At 41.3% G+C, this 20,520-nt stretch carries 21 protein-coding genes and 1 other annotated feature; all 21 genes read right to left on the bottom strand.

The window, feature by feature from the left end; translation table 11 throughout:
* Positions 1-17: 17 nt before the first annotated feature.
* The 21 genes from rpmC to rplA all read right to left on the bottom strand — a co-directional run bounded on the left by rpmC (position 18) and on the right by rplA (position 20,455).
* A complete protein-coding gene (rpmC, locus tag ABOA58_RS00745; RefSeq protein WP_034305010.1) occupies positions 18-221 on the bottom strand; it encodes a 50S ribosomal protein L29 in 204 nt (67 codons plus the stop codon).
* Positions 211-645 carry a 50S ribosomal protein L16 gene (gene rplP, locus ABOA58_RS00740; protein ID WP_034305012.1) on the bottom strand — a complete coding sequence of 145 codons (435 nt, stop codon included), beginning with the start codon at positions 643-645 and terminating at the stop codon, positions 211-213. Before rplP ends, rpmC begins: the two co-directional genes overlap by 11 nt.
* Before the next feature lies 1 nt (position 646).
* Positions 647-1,303 (bottom strand): 30S ribosomal protein S3, encoded by a 657-nt coding sequence (gene rpsC, locus ABOA58_RS00735; protein ID WP_034305014.1) that lies wholly within the window; start codon positions 1,301-1,303, stop codon positions 647-649.
* A gap of 3 nt (positions 1,304-1,306) precedes the next feature.
* Positions 1,307-1,648 (bottom strand): 50S ribosomal protein L22, encoded by a 342-nt coding sequence (gene rplV / locus ABOA58_RS00730; protein WP_034305017.1) that lies wholly within the window; start codon positions 1,646-1,648, stop codon positions 1,307-1,309.
* Between the two features lie 17 nt (positions 1,649-1,665).
* Positions 1,666-1,944 carry a 30S ribosomal protein S19 gene (gene rpsS / locus ABOA58_RS00725; RefSeq protein ID WP_034305018.1) on the bottom strand — a complete coding sequence of 93 codons (279 nt, stop codon included), beginning with the start codon at positions 1,942-1,944 and terminating at the stop codon, positions 1,666-1,668.
* 60 nt (positions 1,945-2,004) lie between these two features.
* Positions 2,005-2,835 (bottom strand): 50S ribosomal protein L2, encoded by an 831-nt coding sequence (rplB, locus tag ABOA58_RS00720; protein WP_034305021.1) that lies wholly within the window; start codon positions 2,833-2,835, stop codon positions 2,005-2,007.
* A 26-nt stretch (positions 2,836-2,861) separates the two neighbouring features.
* A complete protein-coding gene (rplW, locus tag ABOA58_RS00715) occupies positions 2,862-3,146 on the bottom strand; it encodes a 50S ribosomal protein L23 (protein WP_034305023.1) in 285 nt (94 codons plus the stop codon).
* Complete coding sequence (rplD, locus tag ABOA58_RS00710) at positions 3,146-3,769, bottom strand: 50S ribosomal protein L4 (RefSeq protein WP_034305025.1); 624 nt, start codon at positions 3,767-3,769, stop codon at positions 3,146-3,148. The genes rplW and rplD overlap by 1 nt, the downstream gene beginning before the upstream one ends.
* A 25-nt stretch (positions 3,770-3,794) precedes the next feature.
* Positions 3,795-4,424, bottom strand: a complete 630-nt coding sequence (gene rplC, locus ABOA58_RS00705; RefSeq protein WP_034305028.1) for a 50S ribosomal protein L3 — start codon at positions 4,422-4,424, stop codon at positions 3,795-3,797.
* A gap of 40 nt (positions 4,425-4,464) precedes the next feature.
* Positions 4,465-4,773 carry a 30S ribosomal protein S10 gene (gene rpsJ / locus ABOA58_RS00700; RefSeq protein WP_019244375.1) on the bottom strand — a complete coding sequence of 103 codons (309 nt, stop codon included), beginning with the start codon at positions 4,771-4,773 and terminating at the stop codon, positions 4,465-4,467.
* 419 nt (positions 4,774-5,192) lie between these two features.
* The gene (gene tuf, locus ABOA58_RS00695) at positions 5,193-6,380 is read right to left on the bottom strand and encodes an elongation factor Tu (RefSeq protein ID WP_054398381.1); all 1,188 of its coding nucleotides are present in this window, start codon (positions 6,378-6,380) and stop codon (positions 5,193-5,195) included.
* Between the two features lie 121 nt (positions 6,381-6,501).
* On the bottom strand, positions 6,502-8,580 hold the full coding sequence (fusA, locus tag ABOA58_RS00690) for an elongation factor G (protein ID WP_053537044.1): 2,079 nt from the start codon (positions 8,578-8,580) through the stop codon (positions 6,502-6,504).
* Positions 8,581-8,624: 44 nt separating this feature from the next.
* Positions 8,625-9,095, bottom strand: a complete 471-nt coding sequence (gene rpsG / locus ABOA58_RS00685) for a 30S ribosomal protein S7 (protein WP_048677878.1) — start codon at positions 9,093-9,095, stop codon at positions 8,625-8,627.
* Between the two features lie 41 nt (positions 9,096-9,136).
* Complete coding sequence (gene rpsL, locus ABOA58_RS00680) at positions 9,137-9,559, bottom strand: 30S ribosomal protein S12 (RefSeq protein WP_034305038.1); 423 nt, start codon at positions 9,557-9,559, stop codon at positions 9,137-9,139.
* 104 nt (positions 9,560-9,663) lie between these two features.
* On the bottom strand, positions 9,664-9,912 hold the full coding sequence (locus ABOA58_RS00675; protein WP_034305040.1) for a 50S ribosomal protein L7ae-like protein: 249 nt from the start codon (positions 9,910-9,912) through the stop codon (positions 9,664-9,666).
* A gap of 293 nt (positions 9,913-10,205) precedes the next feature.
* Complete coding sequence (gene rpoC, locus ABOA58_RS00670; RefSeq protein WP_241593944.1) at positions 10,206-13,805, bottom strand: DNA-directed RNA polymerase subunit beta'; 3,600 nt, start codon at positions 13,803-13,805, stop codon at positions 10,206-10,208.
* A gap of 184 nt (positions 13,806-13,989) precedes the next feature.
* Entirely contained in the window at positions 13,990-17,559 is a 3,570-nt protein-coding gene (rpoB, locus tag ABOA58_RS00665) for a DNA-directed RNA polymerase subunit beta (protein ID WP_241593943.1), read from the bottom strand.
* 238 nt (positions 17,560-17,797) lie between these two features.
* Positions 17,798-18,403 carry a class I SAM-dependent methyltransferase gene (locus ABOA58_RS00660; protein ID WP_350302758.1) on the bottom strand — a complete coding sequence of 202 codons (606 nt, stop codon included), beginning with the start codon at positions 18,401-18,403 and terminating at the stop codon, positions 17,798-17,800.
* Positions 18,404-18,598: 195 nt separating this feature from the next.
* Complete coding sequence (gene rplL, locus ABOA58_RS00655) at positions 18,599-18,958, bottom strand: 50S ribosomal protein L7/L12 (RefSeq protein WP_034305050.1); 360 nt, start codon at positions 18,956-18,958, stop codon at positions 18,599-18,601.
* A gap of 63 nt (positions 18,959-19,021) precedes the next feature.
* Complete coding sequence (gene rplJ / locus ABOA58_RS00650; protein ID WP_048677870.1) at positions 19,022-19,522, bottom strand: 50S ribosomal protein L10; 501 nt, start codon at positions 19,520-19,522, stop codon at positions 19,022-19,024.
* Positions 19,523-19,561: 39 nt separating this feature from the next.
* Positions 19,562-19,712, bottom strand: a sequence feature (ribosomal protein L10 leader region).
* 50 nt (positions 19,713-19,762) lie between these two features.
* Positions 19,763-20,455, bottom strand: coding sequence for a 50S ribosomal protein L1 (rplA, locus tag ABOA58_RS00645; RefSeq protein WP_048677868.1), 693 nt, complete (start codon positions 20,453-20,455; stop codon positions 19,763-19,765).
* Positions 20,456-20,520: the final 65 nt, after the last annotated feature.

Below are 20,520 nucleotides of genomic sequence, written 5' to 3'. Positions count from 1 at the left end.
CTGCAAACCTCCATTCATTATCGATTAGTGACACCGATCTCTCTTTGACGAACAACTGTTTTCATACGAGCAATCGATTTGCGAACTTCACGGATGCGAGCTGTATTTTCAAGTTGTCCAGTAGCTAACTGGAAACGAAGATTAAATAGTTCTTCTTTAAGAGATTTTAGTTTTTGTTCAATTTCAGCAGTGGTTAGATCTTTGATTTCATTAGCTTTCATTTGTTTCACCACCAATTTCCTCTCTTTTTACAAACTTGCATTTGATTGGAAGTTTGTGTGCTGCAAGGCGCAATGCTTCTCTTGCCACCTCTTCAGATACACCAGAGATTTCAAACATAACTTTGCCCGGTTTAACTACTGCTACCCAACCTTCAGGAGCACCTTTACCGGAACCCATCCGTACTTCAAGCGGCTTAGCTGTGTAAGGTTTGCTTGGGAAGATTTTGATCCAAACTTTCCCTCCACGTTTCATATAACGAGTCATCGCAATACGAGCTGCTTCGATTTGACGGTTCGTGATCCAGGAAGCTTCTTGAGCTTGAAGTCCAAATTCTCCGAAATGAACTTCAGTGCCGCCTTTAGCCATCCCTCTCATCTTACCGCGGTGTTCACGACGGTATTTTACGCGTTTTGGCAATAACATATTATTTTCCTCCTTCCTCAGATTTCTTCTTAGTAGGAAGAACTTCTCCACGGTAGATCCAAACTTTCACGCCTAGCTTACCGTAAGTAGTATCTGCTTCAGCATGAGCATAATCTATGTCTGCACGAAGTGTGTGAAGTGGAACTGTTCCTTCGCTGTAATGTTCAGCACGAGCAATATCAGCACCGCCAAGACGACCAGAAACTTGTGTTTTGATTCCTTTTGCTCCAGAACGCATAGTACGTTGGATAGCTTGCTTTTGAGCGCGACGGAATGAAACACGGTTTTCTAATTGACGAGCGATGTTTTCTGCAACCAATTTTGCATCAAGATCTGCTCTTTTAATTTCGATGATATTGATATGAACTCTTTTGCCAGTCAACTGGTTCAAAGCTTTACGAAGTGCTTCGACCTCAGTACCGCCTTTACCGATAACCATTCCTGGTTTAGCAGTGTGGACAGATACATTGATACGGTTAGCTGCACGCTCGATTTCAACTTTTGAAACAGAAGCATCATTTAGACGTTTCGCGATATATTCACGAACTTTGATGTCTTCATGCAAAAGAACTGCGTAGTCTTTATCAGCGTACCATTTGGATTCCCAGTCACGGATTATCCCGATACGCATACCGATTGGATTTACCTTTTGACCCACAGATTACCCCTCCTTCTTTTCTGATACAACGATTGTAATATGACTAGTACGTTTGTTAATTGCACTCGCACGACCTTGAGCGCGAGGACGGAAACGTTTTAATGTTGGTCCTTCGTTAACGTATGCCTCTGAAACGACTAGGTTATTAATATCCATTTCGTAGTTGTGTTCTGCATTTGCGATAGCAGATTTCAGAATTTTTTCTACGACTGGAGAAGCAGATTTTGGTGTTAAGCGAAGAATCGCTACTGCTTCACCTACTTGTTTTCCTCGAATTAAATCTGCGACTAAACGCACTTTACGAGGAGCAATACGAACTGTTTTAGCGACAGCTTTAGCTTGCATGAGATGCCCTCCTCTCATTAACGTCTTGTTTTCTTGTCATCACTTGCGTGACCTTTATAAGTGCGTGTAGGCGCGAATTCGCCTAGTTTGTGACCTACCATATCTTCTGTTACATAAACCGGCACATGCTTACGACCGTCATAAACGGCGATTGTGTGTCCGATGAATTGCGGGAAGATTGTTGAGCGACGAGACCAAGTTTTTACTACCTGTTTCTTGTCAGCTTCATTTAATTTTTCAACTTTTACCAATAAATGATCATCAACAAAAGGCCCTTTTTTTAAGCTACGACCCATGCGAGTACCTCCCTTCGTGACTGTTCTACGGTTCTATATATGAACCGTAGCTCAATCCCGTTATTTTTTACGACGACGTACGATAAATTTATCGGATTTGTTTTTCTTCTTACGAGTTTTGAATCCAAGAGTAGGTTTACCCCATGGAGACATTGGTGATTTACGTCCGATTGGCGCTTTACCTTCACCACCACCGTGTGGGTGATCATTCGGGTTCATTACAGATCCACGAACTGTTGGGCGTTTACCTAACCAACGGTTACGGCCAGCTTTACCAATGTTGATAAGTTCATGTTGTTCATTACCAACTTGACCGATTGAAGCACGGCAAGTAGCAAGAATCATACGAACCTCACCTGAGTTTAAACGTACAAGTACATAACGACCTTCTTTACCAAGTACTTGAGCAGATGTTCCTGCTGAACGGACTAATTGTCCACCTTTTCCTGGTTTAAGTTCGATGTTATGAATTACTGTACCAACTGGGATGTTAATAAGAGGAAGTGCGTTACCCACTTTGATGTCAGCTTCTGGACCTGACATAACTTCCAAACCTACTTCTAGGTTTTTCGGAGCTAGGATATAACGTTTTTCTCCATCAACGTAATTAATTAATGCAATGTTTGCAGAACGATTTGGATCGTACTCAATAGTAGCAACGCGTCCTGGTATACCATCTTTATTCCGTTTGAAATCGATGATACGGTATTGACGCTTGTGGCCGCCACCTTGATGACGAACTGTTAACTTACCTTGGTTATTACGGCCGCCTTTGCTGTGTAAAGGAGCAAGTAATGATTTTTCCGGTTTGTCTGTAGTGATCTCAGCAAAATCGGAAGTTGTCATATTACGTCGACCGTTAGAGGTAGGTTTATACTTCTTAATCGCCATTTGTATTTCCCTCCTTCTCTAATGAATTAAGCCTCGAATAGCTCGATTTCTTTGCTGTCAGCAGTTAATTTAACAATAGCTTTACGGCGCTTGTTAGTATAGCCTGCATGTTTGCCCATGCGTTTGAATTTACCTTTGTAGTTCATGATGTTTACTTTCTCAACTTTAACGCCGAAAATTTCTTGAACAGCATCTTTAACTTGAGTTTTATTAGCTCTAACATCAACTTCAAAAGTATATTTCTTTTCAGCCATTATGTCTGAAGAGCGTTCAGTGATTACGGGGCGCTTAATGATATCGCGTGCATCCATTATGCAAGCACCTCCTCTACTTTTTCGACAGCTGATTTAGTCAAGATCAATTTGTTGTGTGAAACAACATCAAGAACATTAAGACCATCAGCTTCAACTACAGTAACACCAGGGATGTTACGTGCAGAAAGAGCAACTTTCTCATCTAAACCGTCAGTAACTACCAACGTTTTAGTATCAACAGAAAGGTTTTTAAGTACAGCTACAAACTCTTTTGTTTTTGGAGCTTCGAAAGACAAGCTTTCAAGTACCAAAATGTTCTCTTCCAATGCCTTTGCAGACAATGCAGATTTAATAGCTAAACGACGTACCTTTTTAGGTAGCTTGTAAGCGTAAGATCTTGGAGTTGGTCCAAAAACAACGCCACCGCCACGCCATTGTGGAGAACGGATAGAACCTTGACGCGCACGTCCAGTTCCTTTTTGTTTCCAAGGTTTACGTCCACCGCCTGCAACTTCAGAACGGTTTTTAACTTTATGAGTTCCTTGACGTAAGGAAGCTCGTTGCATGATGATTGCTTCAAATAATACGTGATTATTAGGTTCGATACCAAAGATGGATTCATTTAGTTCGATGTCGCCAACTTGTGAACCTGTTTGGTTGAACAATGTAACTTTTGGCATTCTATTGCTCCTCCTTTCTCAGAAATTACTTTGCTTTAACAGCAGTTTTAACTTTGATCAATGCTTTTCTAGCACCAGGTACATTACCTTTGATCAATAGTAGGTTACGTTCAACATCAACTTTAACGATAGCTAAGTTTTGAACAGTGATTTGCTCTCCACCCATACGTCCTGGTAAAAGTTTACCTTTGAATACGCGGTTTGGAGCTACAGGACCCATTGAACCTGGGCGACGGTGGTAACGAGAACCATGAGACATAGGTCCGCGAGATTGTCCATGACGCTTGATAGAGCCTTGGAATCCTTTACCTTTTGAAATTCCTGATACATCTACTAAATCGCCTTCAGCGAAAATACTTACATTGACTTCTTGACCGATCTCATATTCAGTAAGATCCGTTCCGCGGAATTCGCGAATGAAGCGCTTAGGAGTAGTATTTGCTTTTTCAACATGGCCCTTTTCAGGTTTGTTAGAAAGCTTTTCACGTTTGTTTTCAAAACCAACTTGAACTGCTTCATAGCCATCAGTTTCAACAGTTTTCTTTTGAAGAACCACGTTATTAGCAGCTTCGATAACTGTTACTGGAATAAGTTCACCGTTTTCAGCAAAAACTTGAGTCATACCGATTTTTCTTCCTAAGATTCCTTTGGTCATAAGTCACACCTCCTAGAGTAATTGTTCATATTTATATGAATTATAATTTGATTTCAATGTCAACGCCTGATGGTAAATCTAAACGCATCAATGAATCAACTGTTTGTGGAGTTGGATTAACGATGTCGATTAGACGTTTATGCGTACGCATTTCGAATTGTTCACGAGAATCTTTGTATTTATGAACCGCACGTAGGATCGTATATACCGATCTTTCAGTAGGTAATGGAATTGGACCAGATACAGCCGCACCAGAACGTTTTGCAGTTTCAACAATTTTCTCAGCAGATTGATCAAGAATTCTGTGATCATATGCTTTTAAACGGATACGAATTTTTTGTTTTGCCATAATTTTCCCTCCTTTTCGCCTATTTTGAAATAGACCTTCTCAATGGAAATTTCCCACACACTCGCCATGGCAAAGCGGCCGGGTGTGTCAGCAACCTTCCATATCATCGCAGTCAAAGACCAACATTGTCTATTATACATAAAACACAAGCAGAACGCAAGTTAAACTTGAATTTTTCTTGTGCAGCACACTTTTATTATTATACATACTATCACAAGTATTTACAAGTACATTCTATATGGTCTTTCATATCCATTTTCTTCAATTCGATAATCCTCATGATACCGATTAAATACACTTCACTTTTACAGGTATTATAGAAGAAAGATTCAATATTCTTTAGAAAAAGAAAAGAAGCAGATGGCGTCCCATCTGCTTCTCCCGGAAGGCGTCCCTTCCAATATTGTTTTACGAATCAATTATTCTTGGATTGTAGCAACTACGCCAGCGCCTACAGTACGTCCACCCTCACGGATAGAGAATTTAGTACCTTCTTCGATAGCGATTGGAGCGATAAGTTCTACAGTCATTTCAATGTTGTCTCCAGGCATAACCATTTCTACGCCTTCAGGAAGGTTACAAATACCAGTTACGTCAGTTGTACGGAAGTAGAACTGAGGACGGTAGTTTGTAAAGAATGGAGTGTGACGTCCACCTTCTTCTTTAGAAAGAACATAAACTTCAGCTTTGAACTTTGTGTGTGGAGTGATAGTGCTTGGTTTAGCAAGTACTTGTCCACGTTGGATATCTTCACGGGATACACCACGAAGTAGTGCACCGATGTTGTCACCAGCTTCAGCATAGTCAAGAAGTTTACGGAACATTTCAACACCAGTTACTGTTGTTGGTTTAGACTCTTCGTTGAATCCGATGATGTCAACAACGTCACCGACTTTAACTTGTCCACGCTCAACACGACCAGTAGCAACTGTTCCACGACCAGTGATTGAGAATACATCCTCAACTGGCATCATGAATGGTTTGTCAGTGTCACGAGTTGGTTCTGGGATATACTCGTCAACAGCTGTCATTAATTCATGAATTTTTTCTTCCCATGCTGCTTCTCCTTGAAGAGCTTTTAGTGCAGATCCTTTGATAACTGGAATGTCATCGCCAGGGAATTCGTATTCAGATAGAAGATCACGGATTTCCATTTCTACTAATTCAAGAAGTTCTTCGTCATCTACCATGTCGCATTTATTCATGAATACTACTAGGTATGGTACACCTACTTGACGAGAAAGAAGGATGTGCTCACGAGTTTGTGGCATTGGGCCATCAGCAGCAGATACTACTAAGATTCCGCCGTCCATTTGTGCAGCACCAGTGATCATGTTTTTAACATAGTCAGCATGTCCTGGGCAGTCAACGTGTGCATAGTGACGAGTAGCTGTTTCGTACTCAACGTGTGCAGTAGAGATTGTGATACCACGTTCTCTTTCTTCTGGAGCACCATCGATTTGGTCATAAGCGCGAGCTTCTGCGCCACCAGATTTAGCAAGTACAGTTGTGATTGCAGCAGTTAGAGTTGTTTTACCATGGTCAACGTGACCAATTGTTCCAACGTTAACGTGCGGTTTTGAACGATCAAATTTAGCTTTTCCCATTAGGAATTCCTCCTTAAAATTATAAATAAAAGATTAAGTATATAAGGGCTGTGAAAGAAGACTAATTCTTCCATCACAGCTTACATAAGATAGTTATACTTTAATAAGAGATGAAAATCAATTATTCACCTTTATTTTTTTTGATGATTTCTTCAGAAATGCTCTTAGGTACTTCTTCATAATGATCGAAGTGCATAGAGAATGTTCCGCGTCCTTGAGTGTTAGAACGTAAAGATGTAGCATATCCGAACATTTCAGATAGTGGAACCATCGCTTTAACCATTTGCGTGTTACCGCGAGCTTCCATACCTTCTACACGACCACGACGAGATGTGATATCTCCCATGATGTCGCCTAGGTAATCTTCTGGAATAACTACTTCCACTTTCATGATAGGTTCAAGGATGACAGGACTACATTTAGATGCTGCATTTTTTAGTGCCATTGATGCAGCGATTTTAAATGCCATTTCATTGGAGTCAACGTCATGGTAAGATCCGTCGAATAATTTTGCTTTGATGTCGACTAGCGGGTAACCAGCAAGTACACCACGGTCAAGTGAATCAACTAATCCAGCTTGTACAGCAGGGATGTATTCACGTGGTACTACACCACCGACGATAGCATTTTCAAATTCGAAACCTTTACCTTCTTCGTTTGGACCAAATTCGATCCATACGTGTCCGAATTGTCCACGACCACCAGATTGGCGAACGAATTTACCTTCAACTTTTGCTGAACCACGGAAAGTTTCACGGTATGCTACTTGAGGAGCACCAACGTTTGCTTCCACTTTGAATTCACGACGCATACGGTCAACAAGGATGTCCAAGTGAAGTTCACCCATACCAGCGATGATTGTTTGACCAGTTTCTTGGTCAGTATGCGCACGGAATGTTGGATCTTCATCTTGTAGCTTTTGTAAAGCTTGAGACATTTTGTCTTGGTCTGCTTTTGATTTCGGTTCAACTGATAGTGAGATAACTGGCTCTGGGAACACCATGGATTCAAGAATTACTTGGTTCTTGTCATCACATAGAGTATCTCCAGTTGTAGTATCTTTCAATCCGACTGCAGCTGCGATATCCCCTGCGTATACAGTAGAGATTTCTTCACGGCTGTTAGCGTGCATTTGAAGGATACGTCCAATACGTTCACGTTTTCCTTTAGTTGAGTTGATTACATAAGATCCTGATTCTAATGTACCTGAGTACACACGGAAGAATGTAAGTTTACCAACGTAAGGGTCAGTCATAACTTTAAACGCTAAAGCTGAGAACGGTTCAGAATCATCCGAATGACGTTCTACTTCTTCTTCTGAATCCGGTAATGTACCTTTGATAGCTGGTACATCCAATGGAGATGGAAGGAAGTCGATAACGTTATCAAGCATTAATTGAACACCTTTGTTTTTGAAAGCTGATCCACAAATAACAGGGAAGAACTCAACATTAACGGTTGCTGTACGAATAGCTGCTTTCAATTCAGCAATGCTGATTTCTTCGCCGCCAAGGTATTTTTCCATTAAGTCTTCATTTACTTCCGCTACTGCTTCAATTAACTTTTCACGGTATTCTTCAGCTAATTCCCGGTGTTCTTCAGGAATTTCACCGACAGTGATGTCAGTTCCTAGGTCATTACCATAGAAATGAGTTTTCATTTCAATAAGGTCGATGATTGCAGAGAATTGATCCTCTGCTCCGATTGGTAACTGAACTGGGTGAGCGTTAGCTTGTAAACGATCGTGGATTGTTCCAACTGAATACAAGAAATCTGCACCGATTTTGTCCATTTTATTTACGAATACAACACGTGGTACACCGTAAGTTGTAGCTTGGCGCCAAACTGTTTCAGTTTGAGGCTCAACACCTGATTGGGCATCAAGTACAGCTACAGCTCCATCAAGTACGCGCAAAGAGCGTTCAACTTCAACTGTGAAGTCTACGTGTCCTGGTGTATCGATGATGTTTACACGGTGACCTTTCCACTGTGCAGTTGTTGCAGCGGAAGTGATCGTGATTCCGCGTTCTTGTTCCTGTTCCATCCAGTCCATTTGAGATGCACCTTCGTGCGTTTCACCAATTTTGTGGATTTTACCAGTGTAATATAGAACACGTTCTGTTGTTGTCGTTTTACCGGCATCGATGTGAGCCATGATACCGATATTACGAGTGTTTGCTAAGGAGAACTCTCTTGCCATTTGTCTTTCTCCTTCCTTCTATAAGGATTTTATAGTGATTGATCTTACCAGCGATAATGTGCGAAAGCTTTGTTGGCTTCAGCCATTTTGTGTGTATCTTCACGTTTCTTAACTGCTGCTCCAGTGTTGTTGGCAGCATCCATGATTTCATAAGCTAAACGTTCTTCCATCGTTTTTTCTCCACGAAGGCGAGAGTAGTTTACTAACCAACGAAGTCCTAGAGTCGATTTGCGATCTGGACGCACCTCAACTGGTACTTGGTAGTTAGCTCCACCCACACGGCGTGCTTTTACTTCTAGTACAGGCATGATGTTTTTAAGTGCTTGATCGAAAACTTCGATCGGCTCATTGCCAGTACGTTCTTTGATTAAATCAAATGCAGAGTAAAGAATTTTTTGTGATTTACCTCTTTGTCCATCAACCATTAATTTGTTGATTAAGCGAGTCACAAGTTTTGAATTATATATTGGATCTGGTAATACGTCTCTTTTCGTTACAGGTCCTTTACGAGGCATTGTATTTCCTCCTTTCAAGAAAGTTCAATTTTTGTTTAAGATTATTTTTTTGCTGCTTTCGGACGCTTAGTACCGTATTTAGAACGGCCTTGCATACGATTGTTAACTCCAGCTGTATCAAGAGCACCACGTACGATATGGTAACGTACCCCTGGTAAATCTTTTACACGACCGCCACGGATAAGAACCACGCTGTGTTCTTGTAGGTTGTGACCGATACCTGGGATATAAGCTGTTACCTCGATACCGTTTGTTAAACGTACACGCGCATATTTACGTAACGCGGAGTTTGGTTTTTTCGGTGTCATAGTACCCACACGAGTGCAAACACCACGTTTTTGCGGAGATGATACGTTAGTTTGTGCTTTTTTAAAGCTGTTGTAGCCTTTGTTAAGTGCTGGAGATTTTGAATTAACCTCTTTAGACTCGCGTCCTTTACGCACTAATTGATTAATAGTAGGCATTACATTTTTCCTCCCTTCACGTTTTCATTTCTAGTACCACACATCCAGGTGGTTCATAAATGGGTAAAAACAAAGTCTTTGCAAATATTATTGCAAAAACATCTTTACTTTTTGATGGCAACAGTTGCTGCTCCGACATCAATACCACATGCTTTGCCAAGCATTCTCATCGAATCAACATATGTGATAGGAACATCCAATTCTTTGGCAGTCTCAACGACACGCCCAGTCAAGTATATATCTGCATCATCAGCGATGATAACTTCTTGAATTAAATTGTTTTTAAGAGCTCTAACTGCTTGCTTCGTCCCTATAATCACTGACTTTGCCTGTATTACTTTTTCATAAGACATGGTCCATATCCTCCAAAGTTACAGGGTAACATAGGAGCACCTTTGCTATAGTATCATTATTAGTCGGATACTGTCAACTTCTTTCAAAAAAATAATTCTAGCAAAAGGTTTTCCTTACATAATTCTATCAAGATTATTAATTTGCCTAAACGGAATATATCAAATCCTCATAAGGCTTTTCAGCCGGCCATGAGTAATAAGAGAGACCAGCTCAATAAATTCTGATCCTTCAGCTCCAATAGTAAACAGGAGCGCGGTTTTCAGTATAAATGATTGAGCTGGTCCATTTTCCTTTAATCCACTGTTACTGTATCGGCACTTTCGTCACCAACGACGACAGGGTTTGCTTTTCTGTATCTAAGCATTCCCGTTCCTGCTGGGACAAGTTTACCGATGATGACATTTTCTTTAAGACCAAGCAATTCATCACGTTTCCCTTTTATTGCTGCATCAGTCAAGACTCTAGTCGTTTCTTGGAATGACGCTGCGGACAAGAAGGAATCCGTTTCTAGAGATGCTTTTGTGATACCTAGCAATACAGGGCGGCCTGTAGCTGGTAATTTGTTGGTCAGCAATGCATCTGTGTTTGCAGTAGTGAACTGGTTAACATCCAATAATGTTCCTGGAAGTACTTCAGTTTCACCTGCATCAAGCACACGGACTTTACGCATCATTTGTCTAACCATTACCTCGATATGTTTATCACCGATTTCAACACCTTGCATCCGGTATACTTTTTGAACTTCATGAAGCAGGTATTCCTGAACAGTAAGCACGTCTGTAACCTTCAGCAATTCTTTCGGATCGATGGAACCCTCTGTCAACTCTTCACCACGACGGACAGGTGTATCAACAGTTACTCTTAGACGCGCTGTGTACGGCGCAGTATACGTGCGTGATTCAACAGCACCCTGAACGACGATTTCCTGTTGTTTATCCCGAATTTCATTGATCGAAACAATCGTTCCTTCAATTTCAGAAATGACAGCTTGACCTTTAGGATTTCTCGCTTCAAATATTTCTTGGATACGAGGAAGACCTTGAGTGATATCGTCCCCGGCAACCCCACCTGTATGGAATGTACGCATCGTCAACTGTGTACCAGGTTCTCCGATGGATTGAGCGGCAATAATACCGACTGCTTCACCCACTTCAACTTCTTGACCGGTAGCCAAGTTGCGTCCATAACATTTTTTACATACACCATGGCTGGTGTTACATGTAAAGGCAGAACGGATCCATGCTGTTTCAATTCCAAGTGATTCAATATAATTAGCAAGATCTTCAGTAATAAGATCGTTTTCAGCCACGATTACTTCATTTGTTTCTGGATGTCTGATCGCTTTTCTTGCATAACGGCCCACTAGGCGCTCTTCAAGATGCTCGATTATTTCAGTACCCTCTCTTAAGGCTGAAATTTTCAAGCCGCGGTCCGTTCCACAATCGTCATCACGGATGATGACATCTTGGGCAACGTCAACAAGTCGACGGGTAAGGTAACCGGAATCGGCTGTTTTAAGGGCTGTATCGGCAAGACCTTTACGCGCACCATGTGTAGAGATGAAGTACTCCAACACTGTTAAACCTTCACGGAAACTTGATTTGATCGGTAATTCAATGATACGTCCAGCCGGGTTGGCCATCAAACCACGCATACCCGCAAGCTGCGTAAAGTTGGAAGCATTACCACGGGCACCGGAGTCACTCATCATGAAGATCGGGTTGCGTCGGTCCAGTGAGTCCATAAGTTTGGACTGGATGGTATCCTTGGCAGCACTCCAGATGGAAATGACGCGATCATAACGCTCATCCTCTGTAATTAGACCACGTCTGAACTGTTTCAAGACGTTATCCACTTTGGTTTGAGCCTCAGTAATGATTTCTTGTTTTTCTTTTAAAACGACAATATCAGCCACACCAACGGTAATACCGGCTTTTGTCGAATATTTGAATCCAAGATCTTTCATCCGGTCAAGCATTTTGGATGTTTCGGTAATTTTAAAGCGTTTAAAGACTTCCGCGATGATATTTCCAAGAATTTTTTTCTTGAAAGGATCGATAGCAGGTTGAGCCTTAATCAATTCAGGGATATTAGCGCCTTTTTCCACAAAATATTTCTCTGGAGTTTTGGTTTCCAAATTATATCGTGTCGGCTCGTTAATATACGGGAATGATTTTGGTAAAATTTCATTGAAGATCAATTTACCGACAGTGGTAATAAGCAGTTGGCGGTTTTGTTCTTCAGTGAATGTTTCATTATTCAGTGATGATGCATGTACGGCACAACGGGAATGTAAGTGTACATATCCGTTTTGGTATGCAAGCAATGCTTCACTTGTATCTTTAAAGATCATACCTTCGCCGATAGCGCCTTCTCTTTCCAACGTTAAGTAATAGTTACCTAACACCATATCTTGAGAAGGTGTAACGACAGGTTTACCATCTTTAGGGTTCAAAATGTTCTGTGCTGCAAGCATAAGCATACGTGCTTCGGCTTGGGCTTCAGAAGATAGAGGAACGTGGACCGCCATTTGGTCACCGTCAAAGTCAGCGTTGTAAGCTGTACATACGAGCGGATGCAAACGAATTGCGCGACCTTCAACCAACGTTGGTTCAAACGCTTGGATACCAAGTCTATGAAGAGTCGGTGCACGGTTCAATAGTACTGGGTGTTCTCTAATAACTTCTTCAAGCACATCCCATATTTCAGGAGATAAACGTTCAATTTTACGCTTAGCGGATTTGATGTTATGCGCTAGACCTCTTTGAACAAGCTCCTTCATAACGAATGGTTTGAATAATTCAATCGCCATTTCTTTAGGAAGACCACATTGGTACATCTTTAAGTTTGGTCCTACTACGATAACGGAACGGCCAGAGTAATCAACACGTTTACCAAGAAGGTTTTGACGGAAACGACCTTGTTTACCTTTTAACATGTGAGATAAAGATTTTAACGGACGGTTACCAGGTCCAGTTACCGGACGGCCGCGACGGCCATTATCGATAAGAGCATCGACAGCTTCTTGCAGCATACGCTTCTCATTTTGAACGATAATGCTTGGTGCTCCAAGATCCAGTAATCTTTTCAAACGATTATTACGGTTGATAACACGGCGATATAAATCATTTAGATCAGATGTGGCAAAACGTCCTCCATCAAGTTGAACCATAGGACGAAGTTCCGGTGGAATTACCGGAAGCACGTCAAGGATCATCCATGAAGGCTCATTTCCGGAGTTACGGAATGCTTCAAGCACTTCCAAGCGTTTGATTGCACGGGTTCTGCGTTGTCCTTGAGCTGTTTTAAGCTCCTCTTTCAACGACTCTACTTCCTTTTCCGTATCAATATCTTGTAAAAGTTTTTTAATAGCTTCCGCACCCATGGCAGCTTGGAATTTCTTACCGTATTTTTCACGGTATGTACGATATTCTTTTTCAGAAAGAAGCTGTTTCTTTTCTAAAGTTGTATCGCCCGTTTCAGTTACGACGTAAGATGCAAAGTAAATAACTTCTTCCAAAGCCCGTGGAGACATGTCAAGTACAAGTCCCATACGGCTAGGAATTCCTTTAAAATACCATATGTGAGAAACTGGAGCTGCCAGCTCAATATGACCCATACGCTCACGACGCACCTTAGCACGAGTGACTTCAACGCCACATCGGTCACAGACTACGCCTTTATAACGAACACGTTTATATTTTCCGCAATGACATTCCCAGTCCTTTTGAGGTCCAAAAATTCTCTCACAGAATAAACCGTCTTTTTCTGGCTTTAGCGTACGATAGTTGATTGTTTCTGGTTTTTTAACTTCTCCATGGGACCAAGAACGAATCTTGTCTGGTGAAGCAAGACCAATTTTCATATACTCAAAATTATTAACGTCTAACAAGGGGCCTACCTCCCTTTTAATCTCCAGGTTTAACCCTTGATTGCCGTCAAATATCAGGCAATCTTACACCGGATGATGGTTGATTGAATCAATAAGGCTCTAACAAGGCAGCATGATCTTCCAATGAACATCTCGCTGCCAGTCAGAGCGGGTAATATATAACTAGATATGTTTATATTTAATTTTATTCTTTGACAGGTGCCCCTACTTCGGAAGCAACCATATCTTTAGTTTCTGAATCAAGGCTTAATTTGTCTGCTTGGTTGGCTTCATCTTCATCTTCCAAATCACGCATTTCGATTTCACGATCTTCGGCATTGAGGATTTTAACATCCAATCCTAAACTTTGAAGCTCCTTAATCAATACTTTGAATGACTCAGGAACGCCTGGTTCAGGGACATTTTCACCTTTGACAATCGCTTCGTACGTTTTCACACGACCTACGACATCATCTGATTTAACGGTTAGGATTTCTTGTAATGTATAAGCAGCACCATAAGCTTCAAGTGCCCATACTTCCATCTCACCGAAACGCTGTCCACCAAATTGCGCTTTACCACCAAGTGGTTGCTGCGTAACAAGGGAGTAAGGACCAGTTGAACGTGCATGAAGTTTATCATCGACCATATGTGCCAGTTTGATCATATACATGACACCAACTGATACACGGTTATCGAAAGCTTCACCTGAACGGCCATCATAAAGGACAGTTTTTGCATCACGGGACATCCCGGCTTCTTCAATCGTACCCCAAACATCTTCCTCTGTGGCACCATCGAATACAGGAGATGCTACATGGATGCCAAGTGCGCGTGCAGCCATACCTAAGTGAAGCTCCAGCACCTGACCGATGTTCATACGTGAAGGTACACCCAATGGGTTTAACATGATGTCGACTGGAGTGCCATCCGGTAAATAAGGCATATCTTCTTCAGGAAGAATCCTGGAGATTACCCCTTTGTTACCATGTCGTCCAGCCATTTTATCGCCTTCATGGATTTTACGTTTTTGAACGATATATACACGTGCGAGTTGGTTTACACCAGGAGGCAGTTCATCGCCGTCTTCTCTGTTGAATACTTTAACATCAAGAACGATTCCTCCGCCGCCGTGAGGTACACGAAGTGATGTATCCCTTACTTCACGTGCTTTTTCACCGAAGATTGCATGTAATAGACGTTCCTCGGCAGTCAGTTCCGTTACACCTTTAGGCGTTACTTTACCAACGAGAAGGTCTCCGTCTTTCACTTCAGCACCCACACGGATAATTCCGCGCTCATCAAGATTACGAAGCGCATCTTCCCCTACGTTAGGGATATCACGGGTGATTTCTTCAGGCCCTAATTTTGTATCGCGTGATTCAGATTCATATTCTTCAATATGAATAGAAGTGTACACATCATCTTTAACCAATCGTTCACTCATGATGATGGCATCTTCATAGTTATATCCATCCCATGTCATGAAGGCAACCAATACGTTACGTCCAAGTGCCAACTCACCTTTTTCCATTGAAGGACCATCAGCAAGAATTTCACCTTTTACGACGTTGTCGCCAACACTGACGATAGGGCGTTGATTATAGCACGTTCCTTGGTTGGAACGAATGAATTTTAATAGACGATATTTATCAAGATTTCCTTTTACTTGCTGTCCGTCTACTTCACTTACCCTACGTACCCATACTTCACGTGATTCAACGTGCTCTACGATACCAGGGTGTTTACAGATTACAGCAGCACCGGAGTCTTTCGCTGAAACATACTCCATACCCGTTCCGACTCGAGGGGCTTCCGGTTGAAGCAAAGGAACTGCTTGACGTTGCATGTTCGCTCCCATAAGGGCACGGTTGGAGTCATCGTTTTCCAAGAAAGGAATACATGCAGTCGCAGCAGATACAACTTGTTTAGGAGATACATCCATGTAATCTACGCGGTCACGCGGAACAACGGTATTTTCACCGCGGAAACGTGCAACAACATCATTATCAAGGAATGAGCCGTCATCCGACAGTCGTACATTCGCTTGGGCAACTACATAATTATCTTCCTCATCAGCTGTTAAGTAATCGATTTGGCTTGTAATTCTACCTGTTTCAGGGTCCACACGACGATATGGTGTTTCAATGAAGCCATATGGGTTTACCTTTGCAAAACTGGATAACGAGTTAATCAAACCAATATTCGGTCCCTCAGGCGTTTCAATCGGACACATGCGACCATAGTGGGAATAATGAACGTCACGTACTTCAAAGCCAGCACGCTCACGTGTCAGACCACCAGGTCCCAATGCAGATAGACGACGTTTATGCGTCAATTCAGCAAGCGGATTCGTTTGATCCATGAACTGGGAAAGCTGTGAGCTTCCAAAGAACTCTTTAATTGATGCAATGACCGGGCGAATGTTGATTAGTTGCTGCGGAGTGATTGTATTCGTATCCTGAATGGACATTCTTTCACGAACAACACGCTCCATACGGGATAAACCAATTCTAAATTGGTTTTGCAGCAATTCACCAACGGAACGCAGACGACGGTTACCTAAATGGTCAATGTCATCCGTGATTCCCACACCATGCAATAAGTTAAAGAAATAACTGATGGAAGAAATGATATCAGCCGGTGTAATGTTTTTGACCTGGTCGGTCACATATGCATTACCGATGATATTGATCACTTTTTCGCCTTCGGCATCGTTTGGTGCAAACACTTTAATAGGTTGTAGAAGAGTTTCTTCTTCCACTACACCACCTGATGGATGGAATGTTTTGAATCCGATTCCACCTTCGATATGAGGCAGGATCCTATCAAGAGTCCGACGATCAAGCATTGTACCTTTTTCAACGATGATTTCACCTGTTTCAGGATCAATCAAAGTCTCTGCAATACGTTGTCCGAATAAACGGTTCTTGATATGCAGTTTTTTGTTTATTTTATAACGGCCTACATTAGCTAAATCATAACGTTTTGGATCAAAAAAGCGTGATACTAAAAGACTTTTCGCGTTTTCGACAGTAGGCGGTTCACCTGGGCGTAGACGCTCATAGATTTCCAGTAATGCTTTTTCCACACTCTCGGTGTTATCCTTTTCAAGAGTGTTGCGAAGGTATTCGTTGTCTCCGATCAAATCGATGATTTCTTGATCTGTTCCGAATCCAAGAGCACGCATTAATACCGTGATCGGTAATTTCCTGGTGCGGTCGATTCGAACATACACAACATCCTTGGCGTCTGTTTCATATTCGAGCCATGCGCCACGATTAGGAATAACGGTCGCAGAGAATCCAAGCTTACCGTTTTTATCCATTTTCCCATTATAGTAAACACTCGGTGAGCGCACTAATTGGGATACAATTACCCGTTCAGCACCATTGATGACAAATGTACCTGTTTCAGTCATCAGCGGGAAGTCACCCATAAATACATCCTGGTCTTTCACTTCCCCTGTTTCTTTGTTAACAAGGCGCACTTTCACACGAAGTGGTGCAGAATACGTAACATCGCGTTCCTTTGTTTCTTCCACAGAATACTTCGGCTCAGCTAAGCTGTAATCGATGAATTCTAACGATAAATTACCTGTAAAATCCTCAATAGGAGAAATATCCTGGAACATTTCCTTTAAACCTACATCTAGAAACCATTGATAAGAAGCTGTTTGAATTTCAATCAGATTCGGAAGGTCCAAAACCTCACTGATTCTTGCATAACTTCTACGTTGGCGGTGTCGTCCATACTGAACAAGTTGACCTGTCAACTGATTCACCCCTTAAATCAAGCGTTATAAGGATCCATTTGCCTCGGAAAAGGAATCATTTCCATAGACAAAAAGAAAATGGTTTTTATTTTAAAAACCACTATTTCTCATAAAACGAACTATTATTTATATATTTTTCCCATATTATCCATTGATTATACACCAATGGTATAAAAATTGCATAGTTACGGAATTATATATATGCATTTTATAATACTAACATAGCGAAAATTTAGAGTCAAACCTTTTTGGATAATAGTATATAGTAACCCTTTTTCTTAACGGGCACCTCAACATTTCCAAATAATTGCTCCATTTTATCCATTGCGGATGGAGCTCCTTGTTTTTTTTGAATGACAACCCATAATTCTCCACCAGCTACCAAACTGCGATAGCTTTCTTCTAAAATTTCGTGGACTACACTTTTACCTGCGCGAATGGGAGGGTTCGTAAGAATCGCTGCGAATTGATTGGAGGCAACTTTGTCAAAACGATCACTTTCGTAAATCTTCACGTTTGCGATCCCATTAGATGCAGCGTTCTCTCTTGACAATTCAACTGCCCGGCTATTTATATCAATCATTTCTATCGTTCTATTGGGATAAGCTGCCGCAATCGATATTCCAATTGGTCCATAACCGCAACCAACATCGAGAATATTTCCTTCCACAGCCTCATTAAGGTTAAAACTCTCAACCAAAAGACGCGATCCGAAATCAACTTCCTTTTTCGAAAAAACACCATTATCACTTTTGAAGCGAAATGTACGTCCCTTTAATGTGAAATCCCAAAATTTCGGATTGCTTACGACATCCGGTTTTTGTGAGTAGTAATGCTCTGTCAGAGTCATCTCCCCCTATCAGAAAGGAATATTGAAGATTTAATGAGAGAAGAGAATTGAAGAATGGATGCTTGCATGCCGGAATGTCGTAATAACGAAATCCTCGTTATCAAACCATTAACGGCTAATTTCCGTCATTTCTTTAAAAATGAAGAAAAAAAGCCCGCCAGTGATAGCGAGCTTTTTGTTTATGCAAGATTACTTAACTTCAACGCCAGCTCCAACTTCTTCAAGTTTAGCTTTGATTTCTTCAGCTTCTTCTTTAGAAGCAGCTTCTTTGATTGCTTTTGGAGTGTTGTCAACAAGTTCTTTTGCTTCTTTAAGTCCAAGACCTGTAACTTCACGTACAGCTTTGATAACTTTGATTTTTTGATCTCCAGCAGATGTAAGGATTACATCAAACTCAGTTTTTTCTTCAGCAGCAGCGCCACCAGCAGCAGCTACAGCTACAGGTGCAGCAGCAGTTACGCCGAATTCTTCTTCGATAGCTTTTACAAGGTCGTTTAATTCTAAAACAGTCATATTTTTAACTGCTTCAATGATTTGATCTTTAGTCATTTTTATTTCCTCCTCGAAATGGTTGGTTTTTTTTTGAATCAGCAGGCTAAATAAGCGGTCAGCTTACGCGCCTTGTTCTTCTTTTTGCTCTGCAACAGCTTTTGTAGCAAGAGCAAGTCCGCGCATAGGTGCTTGTAGCACGCTGAGTAGCATTGAAAGTAGGCCTTCGCGTGAAGGTAGTTCTGCAAGAGCTTTAATTTCTTCAGCAGTTGCAACATTTCCTTCGATTACTCCAGCTTTGATTTCTAAAGCTTCATGTTTTTTCGCAAAATCGTTAAGGATTTTTGCTGGCGCAATAACATCTTCAGTTGAGAATGCAATTGCGTTTGGACCTGTTAATGATTCGTTCAAAGCGCTAAGTTCAGCACTTTCAGCAGCACGGCGAGTCATAGAGTTTTTGTAAACTTTAAACTCAACGCCAGCTTCACGAAGTTGCTTACGAAGTTCTGTTACTTCAGCAACAGTCAATCCACGGTAGTCAACAACTACTGTTGATTGGCTTGAAGTTAACTTTTCAGAAATCTCAGCAACGATTTTTTGCTTTTGTTCAATAATTGCGTTCATCCTTACACCTCCTGTAGATTTGCTTGAAAACATTTATACCGTTTCAAAGAAAAAGCCTTCATCTCTATTGCAGACATGAAGGCAGTAATTTCAAAAGTCATAGTCCAGGACTATTATTATCGAATTACCTCGGCAGGGAATTAAGCTCGTAATGAGCACCTACTGTCTACGGTACAAATAGTATTCATTTATTCACAACAAAACTTATTATAACAATAATAGTTTTGGTATGTCAATTATTTATTTGAAAGAAGAAGGATCAACTTTCACACCAGGGCCCATTGTAGTTGTTACAGAAACGTTTTTCATGTAAGTTCCTTTAGCAGCCGCAGGTTTAACTTTCAATAATGTATCATAGATAGTAGTGAAGTTTTCCACTAGTTTAGCATCTTCGAAAGATACTTTACCGATTGGAGCGTGGATGTTACCAGCTTTATCTACGCGGTATTCAACTTTACCAGCTTTGATTTCATTAACAGCTTTCGTTACATCGAAAGTTACTGTGCCAGTTTTAGGGTTAGGCATTAAACCTTTAGGTCCTAATACACGGCCAAGTTTACCAACTTCACCCATCATGTCTGGAGTCGCAACGATTACATCGAATTCGAACCATCCTTGTTGGATTTTGTTGATGTAGTCAGATTCGCCAACGTAGTCAGCACCAGCAGCTTCCGCTTCTTTTGCTTTTTCGCCTTTTGCGAATACTAATACGCGTTGAGTTTTACCAGTACCATTCGGAAGAACAACAGCTCCACGAATTTGTTGGTCGGCTTTCTTAGGGTCTACGCCTAAACGGAAAGCAACTTCAACAGTCGCATCGAATTTTGCGAAGTTTGCTTTTTTAGCAACTTCGATTGCTTCAGTTACAGCATAAGCCTTAGATACTTCTACAAGCTTAGCTGCTTCAAGATACTTTTTACCTTTTTTAGCCATGATATAAATCCTCCTAAATTGTGGTTTTAACGGAATGACCTCCCACGAATAAAGGTTGCGAGTAT

The organism is Peribacillus frigoritolerans, from assembly GCF_040250305.1.
Lineage (GTDB): Bacteria > Bacillota > Bacilli > Bacillales > DSM-1321 > Peribacillus.
This window is presented reverse-complemented; position numbering and strand designations above follow the sequence as displayed.

Bases quoted from the DNA above. Each gene is read 5' to 3' on its own strand.
- rpmC (WP_034305010.1), bottom strand. From the start codon at position 221: ATGAAAGCTAATGAAATCAAAGATCTAACCACTGCTGAAATTGAACAA.
- rplP (WP_034305012.1), bottom strand. From the start codon at position 645: ATGTTATTGCCAAAACGCGTAAAATACCGTCGTGAACACCGCGGTAAG.
- rplV (WP_034305017.1), bottom strand. From the start codon at position 1,648: ATGCAAGCTAAAGCTGTCGCTAAAACAGTTCGTATTGCTCCTCGTAAA.
- rpsS (WP_034305018.1), bottom strand. From the start codon at position 1,944: ATGGGTCGTAGCTTAAAAAAAGGGCCTTTTGTTGATGATCATTTATTG.
- rplB (WP_034305021.1), bottom strand. From the start codon at position 2,835: ATGGCGATTAAGAAGTATAAACCTACCTCTAACGGTCGACGTAATATG.
- rplW (WP_034305023.1), bottom strand. From the start codon at position 3,146: ATGGATGCACGCGATATCATTAAGCGCCCCGTAATCACTGAACGCTCT.
- rplD (WP_034305025.1), bottom strand. From the start codon at position 3,769: ATGCCAAAAGTTACATTGTTCAACCAAACAGGTTCACAAGTTGGCGAC.
- rplC (WP_034305028.1), bottom strand. From the start codon at position 4,424: ATGACCAAAGGAATCTTAGGAAGAAAAATCGGTATGACTCAAGTTTTT.
- rpsJ (WP_019244375.1), bottom strand. From the start codon at position 4,773: ATGGCAAAACAAAAAATTCGTATCCGTTTAAAAGCATATGATCACAGA.
- tuf (WP_054398381.1), bottom strand. From the start codon at position 6,380: ATGGGAAAAGCTAAATTTGATCGTTCAAAACCGCACGTTAACGTTGGA.
- fusA (WP_053537044.1), bottom strand. From the start codon at position 8,580: ATGGCAAGAGAGTTCTCCTTAGCAAACACTCGTAATATCGGTATCATG.
- rpsG (WP_048677878.1), bottom strand. From the start codon at position 9,095: ATGCCTCGTAAAGGACCTGTAACGAAAAGAGACGTATTACCAGATCCA.
- rpsL (WP_034305038.1), bottom strand. From the start codon at position 9,559: ATGCCTACTATTAATCAATTAGTGCGTAAAGGACGCGAGTCTAAAGAG.
- ABOA58_RS00675 (WP_034305040.1), bottom strand. From the start codon at position 9,912: ATGTCTTATGAAAAAGTAATACAGGCAAAGTCAGTGATTATAGGGACG.
- rplL (WP_034305050.1), bottom strand. From the start codon at position 18,958: ATGACTAAAGATCAAATCATTGAAGCAGTTAAAAATATGACTGTTTTA.
- rplJ (WP_048677870.1), bottom strand. From the start codon at position 19,522: ATGAACGCAATTATTGAACAAAAGCAAAAAATCGTTGCTGAGATTTCT.
- rplA (WP_048677868.1), bottom strand. From the start codon at position 20,455: ATGGCTAAAAAAGGTAAAAAGTATCTTGAAGCAGCTAAGCTTGTAGAA.